This is a genomic window from Mammaliicoccus fleurettii (assembly GCF_003970575.1).
Lineage (GTDB): Bacteria > Bacillota > Bacilli > Staphylococcales > Staphylococcaceae > Mammaliicoccus > Mammaliicoccus fleurettii.
This window is the reverse complement of record NZ_RXWZ01000051.1, coordinates 42443-53921: the sequence shown is the minus strand read 5'-3', so window position 1 is coordinate 53921 and position 11479 is coordinate 42443. Positions and strand designations below refer to the sequence as shown.

The following is an 11479-nucleotide window of genomic DNA, read 5'->3' as shown; positions in this document are numbered from 1 at the left end:
CATAGAAAAAACACCTCCGTATAAATTCATTTTAATATGAATTCAACGAAAGTGTTTTTATTTTATTCCCACAAATTGGGGTCAGCTCAATTAATTGTCTCAGCCTCTTTTCATTGTGTGGTAATATTTAAAAATATTTTCAGTCTTTGAAAATAAATTCAGATGTAAGATATAAATGTCTTTACGAGGGTTATTCATTGGTCTTTGAACTTTTTTATTTTATCATAGTTATATGAATATTAATGTAAGCGATTACTATAAATTATTATAAATACATAAAAGGGGCTGTACGTATGAGTTTAAATGTTGGAATCATTGGTTGCGGTGGTATTGCAAATGGAAAGCATTTACCTAGTTTGCAGAAGATAAGTGAAGTAAATATTGTTGCTTTTTGTGATATTGAAATTGAAAAAGCTCAAGTTGCTGCAGAACAATATGGTACAAATGATGCAAAAGTGTACGAAAATTATAAATTATTGTTGGAAAATGATGATATAGATGTTATTCACGTATGTACACCTAACAGTTCTCATAAAGCATTAACGGTTGCTTCACTCGATGCAGGTAAACATGTGATGTGTGAAAAACCTATGGCTAAGACTACAGAAGAAGCGAAAGAGATGATTGAAGCTGCTAAACGTAATGGTAAAAAATTAACGATTGGTTATCAAAATCGTTTCAGACCTGACAGTCAATATTTACGTAAAGCTACACAACGTGGAGACTTAGGTGATATTTATTATGGTAAAGCTCAAGCTATACGTAGAAGAGCTGTACCTACTTGGGGTGTCTTTTTAGATGAAGAAAAGCAAGGCGGTGGACCTTTAATTGATATTGGAACACATGCTTTAGATTTAACATTATGGATGATGGATAATTATGAACCTGAATCTGTAATGGGCTCAACTTTCCATAAGCTTGGCAAAAAGGAAAATGCTGCAAATGCATGGGGACCATGGGATCCTAAGAAATTCACAGTTGAAGATTCCGCATTCGGTTTTATTAAAATGAAAAATGGTTCTACAATTATTCTTGAATCAAGTTGGGCGCTGAATTCATTAGAAGTGGATGAAGCAAAATGTGCACTTTCAGGTACTGAAGGTGGCGCTGATATGAAAGACGGTTTGAGAATTCATGGTGAAGAGTTCGGTTCTTTATACACTACAAATGTAGAGTTAGAAAATAAAGGTGTAGATTTTTATGAAGGTGAAACTGTTGATGAGGCAGAAGTAGAGGCGCGTAGCTGGATTGATAGTATCGTAAATGACACTGAACCAGTTGTTAAACCAGAGGAAGCTATGGTAATCACGCAAATATTAGAAGCACTTTATCAATCAGCAAAAACAGGTAAAGCTGTATACTTCGATTAATAAAAGGGGATATTAAAATGAATATAACTGTATGGAATGAATATAGACATGAAGTAGAAAGTGAAACAATTAAAGCTGTTTACCCGGATGGTATTCACAATGTTATAGCAGAATTTTTAGGTGAGAATCATGAAGTTAAGACAGCAACATTGGATGAGCCTGAACATGGTTTAACTGATGATGTGTTAGCTAATACAGATGTATTAATATGGTGGGGACATAAGGCACATGATGAAGTGAAAGATGAAATTGTAACTAAAGTGAAACAACGTGTGTTAGATGGCATGGGTCTAATCGTATTGCATTCAGGTCATTTTTCAAAAATCTTTAAAAGCTTAATGGGAACAACGTGTGATTTAAAATGGCGCGAGGCTGACGATAAGGAAAGACTTTGGGTAGTAGATCCGACACATCCTATTACAGAAGGTCTCAACTCATATATAGAGTTAGAAAAAGAAGAGATGTATGGTGAACATTTTGATATACCTGCACCAGATGAAACAGTATTTATAAGCTGGTTTGAAGGTGGAGAAGTCTTTAGAAGTGGTGCAACATTTAAGCGTGGTAATGGTAAGATTTTCTACTTTAGACCAGGTCATGAAAGCTATCCTACTTATTATAATAAAGAAATTCAACAAGTTATTAAAAATGCAGTTGAGTGGGCGTGTAATAGAAATACACCTAAACATCAATATGGTAATGCACAACCTCTTGAGAAAATTAGCAAAAAATAAAATAGGAGACTTCTAATATGAATAAACTAAAATTAGGTGTCATCGGTGTTGGTGGAATTGCACAAAACAGACATATACCAGCTTTTAAAAAATTAGACCACTTAGTAGAAATAATAGGCGTACAAGATATTAACTATGAATTGTCTGAAAAAGTAGCTTCAGAATTTAATATTACGAATGTTTTTGAGGAATATAATGAAATGTTTAAACAAGTAGATGCTGTCGTTATATGTACGCCGAATAAATTCCATGCTGAAATCAGTATTGCTGCTTTAAATGCAGGTGTGCATGTATTTTGTGAAAAACCAATGGCAATGAATCGTAAAGAATGTGATGCGATGATTGAAGCGGCAAATCGTTCTGGCAAATTGCTAGCAATTGGTTATCATTATCGTTTTACAGATGCGGCAATAACAGCTCACCGTGCAATTGAAGAAGGTGTAGTTGGAGATGCGCTCGTAACAAGAGTACAGGCATTACGCAGACGTAAAGTACCAGGTTGGGGTGTCTTTACTAATAAAGAACTTCAAGGTGGAGGCAGTCTTATAGATTATGGATGCCACTTATTAGATCTTGCTATGTGGTTACAAAAAGATGCTCAACCGGTGGAAGTGTTAGGTAAGACTTATAATCGATTAAGCAAAACACCAAACCAAATAAATGACTGGGGAACATTTGATTACGAAACATTTGAAGTAGACGATCATGTGTCTAGTTTTATCACTTTTGAAGATGGGTCAACAATGCAATTTGAATGTTCATGGTCAGCAAATATTAAAGAAGATAAAATTCATTTAAGCATGTCTGGTGTTGATGGCGGTCTAAATGTATATCCGTTTGAAATATATCAACCTCGATTTGGAACATTTTTTAATGAACAAGCATACGCTGAACATAATGAAGATAATGCAGCACAACGACAATCTTTAAACTTTGTAAACAGCTGTTTAGGTTTAGAAGATTTAGTTGTGAAGCCTGAAGAAGCAAGACGTGTAAGTTCATTAATAGATGCTATTTATCAAAGTAGTGAAGAGGGAAGAAGTGTAAGAATAGAGTCTTAATAAATTTATAAGGGGTGTTACATATGAAAGTCGGTGTATTTACAGTGCTTTTTCAAGATAAAACGTTTGAAGAAATGTTAGATCATGTAGCAAATTCTGGATTAAAGATGGTTGAAATTGGTACTGGAGGAAATCCTGGTAATCATTTTTGTAATTTAGATGAATTGCTAGAAAATGAAGATAAAAGAACAGAGTTTATGAATGCAATTACACAAAGAGGATTGGAAATTAGTGCTTTTAGTTGTCATGACAATCCAGTTTCTCCAGATAAAGAGCATGCTAAACAAGCACATGAAACATTTATTAAAACAGTCGAATTAGCTTCAATCCTAGGCGTACCAGTTGTTAATACATTTTCAGGCGTACCTGGATCTGACGAAGATTCGAAACATCCAAACTGGCCAGTGACACCTTGGCCAACAGCTTATTCTGAAATACTAGAATGGCAATGGGAGAAAAAACTAATCCCGTATTGGAAAGAAGCGGCTAAATTTGCTAAAGATCACAATGTCAAAATTGGTATCGAGTTACATGCAGGTTTCTCAGTACATACACCATATACATTGTTGAAATTAAGAGAAGCAACAAATGATGCAATAGGTGCTAACTTAGATCCGAGTCATTTATGGTGGCAAGGTATAGATCCAATAGCAGCAATTAAAATACTAGGTAAAGCCGGTGCAATACATCATTTCCATGCAAAAGATACTTATATTGATCAAGAAAATGTCAATATGTATGGATTAACAGACATGCAACCATATAGTTCAGTCCAATCAAGAGCATGGACATTTAGAACAGTCGGTTATGGACATAGCCCACAAGTATGGGGAGATATTATAAGTGCACTAAGAATAAATGGATATGATTATGTCGTAAGTATAGAACATGAAGATCCTATAATGTCAGTAGAAGAAGGCTTCCAAAAAGCAGCACATAACTTACAGACAGTGAATATCAACGAATCACTAGATAATATTTGGTGGGCATAATGAAAAACATGACTTCAGCTTATAAAAATGGGCAGAAGTCATGTTTTTTTAGTTGGATATTTGGTGGTGTATTATGAAGTTGTAGATTAACTCGGCCATTAATCGAAGAGATGACGTAAGTTATAGATTAACTCAGTAGTTAATCGAAGAGATGACGTAAGTTATAGATTAACTCAGTAGTTAATCGAAGAGATGGTGTAAGTTGTAGATTAACTCAGTAGTTAATCGAAGAGATGGTGTAAGTTGTAGATTAACTCAGTAGTTAATCGAAGAGATGGTGTAAGTAGTAGATTAACTCAGTAGTTAATCGAAGAGATGGTGTAAGTAGTAGATTAACTCGGCCATTAATCGAAGAGATGGTGTAAGTTGTAGATTAACTCAGTAGTTAATCGAAGAGATGGTGTAAGTTGTAGATTAATTCAGTAGTTAATCGAAGAAATGGCATAAGTTGTAGATTAACTCGTTAATTAATCGAAGAGTCAACTCAATACATAGATTAACCACTATTTATAATGAAAAGTAATTTTTGTGATGTCCTTCTTTTTTGAAGTGACTATTACAAATATTTCGGATAGCATGTGGTTTTCCACCACACCAGTATTCCGCTTCTTTTAAAGTAAATGGTCCATTTTTTAATACGTATAATTCTTTCAAGTTTTCTATATATAATAATTGTCTTGGGGTTGTTGCTGAACAATACATACATGTCCCATGTCTCATACGGTTATCTAATCTTATATGACCTACTTTTTTGCAATGAGGGCATCTTAATCCTGGTTTTATTTTATTAAACGGGGCTAATTGATTAGGATAGATTTGTGAAAAATCTTGTTTTATAGTATTTATTTTATTTAAAATAGATTTGTTTTCTTCGATTTTATAAATTTTAAATAACTGTGGTATTTTGTGTAGTTCTGTTGGAAGTAAGACTTGATTTCGATTAGGGATTTCTGAGTGAAGTGTAAAAGTTGGGTTGGTAAATATGAGGTAAGATTCGATATTACGTTTGATATTAAGTTTAGCTTTTACGAATTCGAGTTCAAATTCGGTTCTTTTTATTTGTTGAAATGGAGTTGGAAATATATTGCCGTAATTATTTTTTATTTGGTTATCGTCAATATAGTAGTCGCCTTTATAGTGCTTAACTTCCAAATTAAAAATCTTATCATCATCTACTACTAAAAAGTCAATTTGAATTGTGTTCTTAATATATAGTTGGACATTGTACTCATAACTTAGTGTATGATCTTTATCTAAGATAGCTTTAACAATTTTTTCTCCTTCTGCTCCTTTCATCTGTCTATAAATCTCTCTAGTTGTTTCGTTTTGTTCAATGCGATTATTAACCGCATTGAAATATGATAATAAACCCATTTAAAACCTCCTAATTTTTTACAATTATTATATATCATTCATCTTTCAAATACAAACACATCACTTACTTAAGTTTTTCTGCTAATTCTACAAAAATGCCTTCGGGTCCTTTTATATAACATAGTTTATATAGGTCTTCGTATTGAATGATTTCTCCAATTATATTTGATGATGTTGATTTCAAGTTCTCGACAACTTGCTCAATATTTTGAATTGCAAATGCGAAATGACTGGCACCGATATTTTTGGGGAAGTATTTAGTTTCATTAGATGTCTCTACTTGGTTATGGAATTTTATAAGCTCTATTGCGGTTTCTCCATTGTGGACTTTCATCATAGCAATTGTTGCTTCTACTGCATCGACTCCGTATATGTTATTAATCCACTCACCATTGACATTTTGTTCGCCAATTAATTCTAAAACTAAAGTTTTGAAAAAATGCTTAACTTCTTCCAAATCTTCAATGACAATTCCTACATGGTCCATTTTCTCTAATTTCATGTTATACATCTCCAATTTAGATTATGAGTTATTTGTCATTATATAATGAAATTGTTATTTAAACTAATAAATTAAATCATAAAATGAAAACGATTTCAAATAATTGTCTTTCTTCTCTAAAAATAGGTTGAATATTGAAAAATCGGAACTAAACTTTGATATAGTATATTTAAGGGGAGTGAGATTTATGAAAAGATTTTTTTGATAGCTAGTGCTTTTATAGGTGTCATAGTAGGTGCTGGATTCGCATCTGGCCAAGAAGTTCTACAGTATTTTACGAGTTTTGGGGTTATGGGGATATTTGGAGGTATCATAACAACAGCACTGTTTGCATATGTAGGTATGATGCTAGTTTGGCTCGGAAGTAAAATGAAGACAGATTCACATAAAGAAGTTATACATAAAGTAACTGGTAAATCAGCTTTTGGAAGTATAGTCGGTTGGACAATTGATTTAGTAATTATCTTTACACTGTTTGGTGTAGGTGTCGTAATGTTAGCAGGTGCAGGTTCGAATTTAAGCCAACAATTTGGTTTAGCACCTATTATCGGTACATTAATTATGACGGTTTTAATTCTTTTAGCAGGTATGTTGAAAGTAGAAGGTGTCGTTAAAGTTATCGGAAACATAACACCATTTCTTATTGTCTTTATTGTAATTATATCAGTTTATAGTTTCTTCACAGTAGATACATCGTTTGCTGAGTTAAATAAAATATCTGACTCATACTCTTCTACATTACCAAACTGGTTTATAGCTGGTATTAATTATGCATCATTTAATACTGCAGTAGGTGCATCAATGGCTATTGTTATGGGTGGCGCTGAAAAAGATTCTAAAATCGCTAGTATGGGTGGATTATTAGGTGGACTTGCATTAGGTGTCATGATTATATTAAGTCATTTAGCTATTTTCTCTAAACTAGATACAGTAGGAGATCTAGATATGCCGATGTTAGGTATTGTAAATGAAATTTCTCCTATCTTAGGTGTGTTTATGGCGATTGTGATATTTGGTATGATATTTAATACTGGATTGGGAATGTTTTATGCATTTGCTTCTAGATTTACTTTTGTAGGTACAAATTCATTTAAAATATTTTACATAGTATCAGTCATAGTCGGTTTAGGATTAAGCTCCGTAGGATTTACAGACTTAGTTGCAATATTCTATCCGTTAATTGGTTATTTAGGGTTAGTATTAATCTTAGTACTAATTTATGCACCATTTAAAATGAAATTTGGTAAAAAGGAACTTTAAATATATTTTTCAAGAGTTGAGGCTGGGACAAATTAATTGTCTCAGCCTTAATTGTTAAAATCATTAAATTATTACTGTGTAGTCTACAATTATACGATATACTTCAATAAAGAGTTAATAGACATGAATGGAGGGATAACATGGATAATCAAAGAGATCAATGGTCATCTAAACTAGGTTTTATTATGGCATCTGCTGGTGCTGCAATCGGAATAGGGGCTATATGGAAATTTCCATATGTTGCTGGTCAATTCGGTGGTGGAGCCTTCTTATTATTATTTATTATATTTACACTATTTATTGGATTACCAATGTTAATATCAGAGTTTATAATCGGGCGTTCTACGAGTAAAGAGGCGGTTGCGGCTTATGATTCTTTAGCGCCAAAATCACCTTGGAGAATAACTGGTAGACTTGGCGTAATCGGTTGTTTCTTATTATTATCGTTCTACAGTGTTGTAGGTGGTTGGATAACGATTTATACGGCACTAGGTTTAACGGGTAATCTTATTTCAGATGATGCAAACTATGGTAAAGTCTTCGAACAAATTATCGGACAACCTTTCACTGTATTGATTGGTGTATTTGTATTTATTTTAATGAATGTTATCGTATTGAACTTTGGAATTAAAAAAGGTATTGAACGAGCAAATAATATTTTAATGCCATTATTATTTATCTTTTTCATTATACTTGTTATAAGAGCGGTTACTTTAGAAGGTGCTTCTGAAGGGCTATCTTTCTTCTTTAGTTTTAATTTTGAAGATTTTTCAGCAGAAGGTGTCTTATATGCGCTTGGCCAATCATTCTTCTCATTAGCAGTAGGATTTTCATGCATGGTTACATATAGTTCTTATTTAAGTAAAAAGGAGAGTCTACCAACATCAGCTGCGTCAGTATCAGCGATGAATATTATAGTTTCAATATTAGCAGGTATGGCTATTTTCCCTGTTGTGTATGCATTTTCTTTAGAGCCAGCAGAAGGTCCAGGTTTATTATTTATAGTATTGCCTAATGTATTTAGCCAAATGGCATTTGGATCAATATTTTTAACTTTATTTTTACTATTGTTCTTATTTGCTACTTTGACTTCATCGTTCAGTCAGTTTGAAATTATTATTTCTGCTTTAGAAAAAGAAGGCAAAAGATCTAGAACAAAAATCGTATGGATACTTGGCTTACTTACATTTATTGCTTGTATACCTTCTTCGTTATCATATGATGTATTAGCAGATGTTTCTATATTTGGAAGATCTATATTCGATGCAACAGATTATTTAGTGAGTAATATATTACTTCCAATTGGATGTTTGCTTATTGCAGTATTCATCTCATTTAGGATGGACCAAGCAATTGTGAAAAAAGAATTTCAAATTGGTAATCAATTATCTCTAAAATGGTTCAAATTATGGAAATTCTTAATGAGATATATTATACCTATCATTATCATTATAGTATTTATATTCTCGCTTTAATTTTGTAATGACATCCATGAAAAGAGGTGCTAGAAATGGAATTTAAACAGTTAAAATATTTTGTGGAGATTGTCAGAAATGGTGGTATGACACAAGCTGCAGAACATTTATTTGTAGCACAATCAACAATAAGTAAAGCAGTTAAAAATCTTGAAAATGAATTTGAAGTCACACTTTTTGACCGTTCACAAAAACATATTAAACTGACGGATACGGGAGAAGTTTTTTATGAAAAAGCCGTAGAATTTTTAACACTATTTGATCACTTAACATTAGAACTTAATGATATTTTTGACGTTCAAAGAGGGCATATAAGATTAGGATTATCACCCATGATAAAAGTTGACCTCATAACAGATAGTCTTGAAAATTTTCATAAAAAATACTCAAACGTCACATATGAAGTTACTGAAGGTGGCGGTAAAGCCGTAGAATACTATATAAATAAAGATGAAGTAGACATTGGCGTGACGACATTGCCAGTAGACTCCTCAAAATATAATAGCGTCGCCTTGTATAAAGAAGAACTATTTTTAGTCGTAAACAAATTACATAAACTCGCACAGAGATCACAAGTTTCAATTAGTGAACTGAGAGAAGAAGAATTTGTATTATTTCATGACGATTATTACTTAAGAGATATGATTATAGAAAATTGTCGTAAAGAAGGATTTTATCCAAAAACCGTAGCCAAAATATCCCAGCTAACATTTATAAGCAATATGATAGAAAGAGGACTCGGGCTATCAATAGTACCTCGAAGTATAGCAGAACAAATGAGTGAAGATGTCAGAATGATTGAGCTGAAAGGTGAGAAAATATATTGGCACTTAGGCCTCATCTGGAAAAAAGGCGCTTACGTCAATCAAGTTACAAAAGAATGGATAGTATTTTTAAAAGACTACCTAGATAGGAAATAAGCATAAGGGACAAAATTCCGAGAAATGTCCGTAAGAGGTGTTGTAAGGGACAAAATTCTGAGAAATGTCCGTAAGAGGTAGTGTAAGGGACATAATTCCGAGAAATGTCCGTAAGAAGTAGTGTAAGGGACAAAATTCTGAGAAATGACCGTAAGAGGTGTTGTAAGGGACAAAATTCTGAGAAATGTCTGTAAGAGGTGCTGTCGCTAAGGAGCACAATTCGTAATTCTGCCAGTAAGATCACCATAAGAATGACAATCAAAATTTAAGAGAACCCCCGAAGTTAGACTTTTGCCTAACTTCGGGGGTTTTTATATCAAATCAGTTTGTTCATTACAATAACAGGCTATGTTTTAGACTAACTATTCCAAATCGGAATGTGTGTAATCGATAATATGTATTTTATTAATAGTTCGTATGGTCATATAATGATGTCTATAACGATTTATTAAAAGGGTTGTGTTTATATGGTGAAACTATTTATAAAGATATTATTTCAAGTGTCTTTGATATATATAATTACGCAAGTTGGGAAATGGCTACAAGAGATACTGCATATACCGATTGCAGGTAGCATTGTTGGTCTTGGGTTTCTGTTTTTCTTACTATTAACGGGTATTTTACCTGAGCATTGGATTGAGGTTGGAGCTAATAAATTAATCAATGTTATGATTCTATTTTTTGTACCTTCAATTGTAGGTGTAATGGATATCGCTGATCAAATTGGACTGAGTTACATTATTATGGTCATTTTATTGATTGTAAGTACGAGTTTAGTTGCATTGTCATCAGGTTATGTTTGTGAAAAGATTTTAAAGTTAAATAAAAAAGATAAGGAGAAAACAGCATGATTATAAAAACAATTACGATGATATTTTTAACACTAGCATGTTTTATAATCGCTAAGAAATTACAACTGAAGTATAAACATCCTCTTCTTAACCCAGCGCTCATTTCTTCTATCATGATTGTGAGTGTATTACTTATTCTAGGATTCAACTATAAGGACTATATGGTGGGTGGCTCTTGGATACATCAATTTTTAGATTGTTCTGTTGTGAGTTTAGCGTATCCTTTATATAAATATAGAAAATTAATTGTCGCAAACTTTAAGATTATTATAACGAGCGTATTAACAGGTATTATGGTTAATTTTATTGTTATTTATAGTGTGCTTTATGTAATGGGGTATCCTAGTTCGACTATTGTTACGATATTGCCTAGATCTATGACAGCAGCTGTTGGGATAGAGGTTTCTCATCAAATGGGTGGAACGGATACACTAACTGTCATGTTTATCATTGCGACTGGATTGATTGGCAGTATATTAGGTAATTTCTATATAAGTAAAGCTAGATTTAAAAGTGATTTAGCGAAAGGGTTAACTTATGGAAATGCTTCACATGCATTTGGAACAGCAAAAGCATTAGAGGCTAATATTGAAGCTGGAGCATTTAGTACAATAGGTATGATATTGACTGCAGTCTTAAGTGCAATTATGTTACCGGTCATGTACTTAATTACGACATATATTTAGAATGTGAAGTCATGGTGTGAAATTTCCATGACTTCTTTTTTTATTAACAAAACGACGTAATGAAAAATATTTTTATATAAATTTTTATTAACAAAACGACGTAATGAAAAATATTTTTATATAAATTTTTATTCATAAATTACGTATAAATATACTAAATGAAAGTAAAAAATATTTGTTTAGTTTGTTAAATTATAACTTAACACAATTGTTATAGCAATATTTCCAATCGCTAAAAATGCTTCGTTATATAT

Annotated in this window: 11 protein-coding genes; 9 read left to right on the top strand and 2 right to left on the bottom strand. The window is 32.5% G+C overall.

Features of this window, described 5'->3' with window-relative positions; all coding sequences use genetic code 11:
* The first annotated feature begins 293 nt into the window (after positions 1 to 293).
* The 4 genes from CD129_RS04905 to CD129_RS04890 are packed head-to-tail and all read left to right on the top strand — an operon-like array spanning position 294 to position 4157.
* Positions 294 to 1370: a Gfo/Idh/MocA family protein gene (locus CD129_RS04905; protein ID WP_107510046.1), complete on the top strand. Its 1077-nt coding sequence runs from the start codon at positions 294 to 296 to the stop codon at positions 1368 to 1370.
* A 17-nt stretch (positions 1371 to 1387) separates the two neighbouring features.
* Positions 1388 to 2104 (top strand): ThuA domain-containing protein, encoded by a 717-nt coding sequence (locus CD129_RS04900; protein ID WP_107510045.1) that lies wholly within the window; start codon positions 1388 to 1390, stop codon positions 2102 to 2104.
* Positions 2105 to 2121: 17 nt separating this feature from the next.
* On the top strand, positions 2122 to 3165 hold the full coding sequence (locus CD129_RS04895) for a Gfo/Idh/MocA family protein (protein WP_078358580.1): 1044 nt from the start codon (positions 2122 to 2124) through the stop codon (positions 3163 to 3165).
* A 23-nt stretch (positions 3166 to 3188) separates the two neighbouring features.
* Positions 3189 to 4157: a sugar phosphate isomerase/epimerase family protein gene (locus CD129_RS04890; protein ID WP_115337036.1), complete on the top strand. Its 969-nt coding sequence runs from the start codon at positions 3189 to 3191 to the stop codon at positions 4155 to 4157.
* A gap of 507 nt (positions 4158 to 4664) precedes the next feature.
* Here CD129_RS04890 and CD129_RS04885 read toward each other — a convergent pair.
* Together CD129_RS04885 and CD129_RS04880 are read right to left on the bottom strand one after the other, a co-directional pair.
* Positions 4665 to 5531: a nuclease-related domain-containing protein gene (locus CD129_RS04885; RefSeq protein ID WP_115337037.1), complete on the bottom strand. Its 867-nt coding sequence runs from the start codon at positions 5529 to 5531 to the stop codon at positions 4665 to 4667.
* Positions 5532 to 5595: 64 nt separating this feature from the next.
* On the bottom strand, positions 5596 to 6033 hold the full coding sequence (locus CD129_RS04880; protein WP_160149108.1) for a VOC family protein: 438 nt from the start codon (positions 6031 to 6033) through the stop codon (positions 5596 to 5598).
* A 201-nt stretch (positions 6034 to 6234) separates the two neighbouring features.
* Between CD129_RS04880 and CD129_RS04875 the strand changes: the two genes are divergently transcribed.
* The 5 genes from CD129_RS04875 to CD129_RS04855 all read left to right on the top strand — a co-directional run bounded on the left by CD129_RS04875 (position 6235) and on the right by CD129_RS04855 (position 11225).
* On the top strand, positions 6235 to 7293 hold the full coding sequence (locus CD129_RS04875) for a YkvI family membrane protein (protein WP_243832013.1): 1059 nt from the start codon (positions 6235 to 6237) through the stop codon (positions 7291 to 7293).
* Between the two features lie 140 nt (positions 7294 to 7433).
* A complete protein-coding gene (locus tag CD129_RS04870; RefSeq protein WP_115337040.1) occupies positions 7434 to 8768 on the top strand; it encodes a sodium-dependent transporter in 1335 nt (444 codons plus the stop codon).
* A 35-nt stretch (positions 8769 to 8803) separates the two neighbouring features.
* Positions 8804 to 9688, top strand: coding sequence for a cidABC operon transcriptional activator CidR (gene cidR / locus CD129_RS04865; RefSeq protein ID WP_115337041.1), 885 nt, complete (start codon positions 8804 to 8806; stop codon positions 9686 to 9688).
* A gap of 467 nt (positions 9689 to 10155) precedes the next feature.
* Positions 10156 to 10539: a CidA/LrgA family protein gene (locus tag CD129_RS04860; protein ID WP_115337042.1), complete on the top strand. Its 384-nt coding sequence runs from the start codon at positions 10156 to 10158 to the stop codon at positions 10537 to 10539.
* Positions 10536 to 11225, top strand: coding sequence for an LrgB family protein (locus CD129_RS04855; RefSeq protein ID WP_078357905.1), 690 nt, complete (start codon positions 10536 to 10538; stop codon positions 11223 to 11225). Before CD129_RS04860 ends, CD129_RS04855 begins: the two co-directional genes overlap by 4 nt.
* Positions 11226 to 11479: the final 254 nt, after the last annotated feature.

Coding starts and splice junctions, on each gene's coding strand:
- CD129_RS04885 (WP_115337037.1), bottom strand. CDS start 5,531: ATGGGTTTATTATCATATTTCAATGCGGTTAATAATCGCATTGAACAA.
- cidR (WP_115337041.1), top strand. CDS start 8,804: ATGGAATTTAAACAGTTAAAATATTTTGTGGAGATTGTCAGAAATGGT.
- CD129_RS04880 (WP_160149108.1), bottom strand. CDS start 6,033: ATGAAATTAGAGAAAATGGACCATGTAGGAATTGTCATTGAAGATTTG.
- CD129_RS04900 (WP_107510045.1), top strand. CDS start 1,388: ATGAATATAACTGTATGGAATGAATATAGACATGAAGTAGAAAGTGAA.
- CD129_RS04855 (WP_078357905.1), top strand. CDS start 10,536: ATGATTATAAAAACAATTACGATGATATTTTTAACACTAGCATGTTTT.
- CD129_RS04890 (WP_115337036.1), top strand. CDS start 3,189: ATGAAAGTCGGTGTATTTACAGTGCTTTTTCAAGATAAAACGTTTGAA.
- CD129_RS04895 (WP_078358580.1), top strand. CDS start 2,122: ATGAATAAACTAAAATTAGGTGTCATCGGTGTTGGTGGAATTGCACAA.
- CD129_RS04905 (WP_107510046.1), top strand. CDS start 294: ATGAGTTTAAATGTTGGAATCATTGGTTGCGGTGGTATTGCAAATGGA.
- CD129_RS04870 (WP_115337040.1), top strand. CDS start 7,434: ATGGATAATCAAAGAGATCAATGGTCATCTAAACTAGGTTTTATTATG.
- CD129_RS04860 (WP_115337042.1), top strand. CDS start 10,156: ATGGTGAAACTATTTATAAAGATATTATTTCAAGTGTCTTTGATATAT.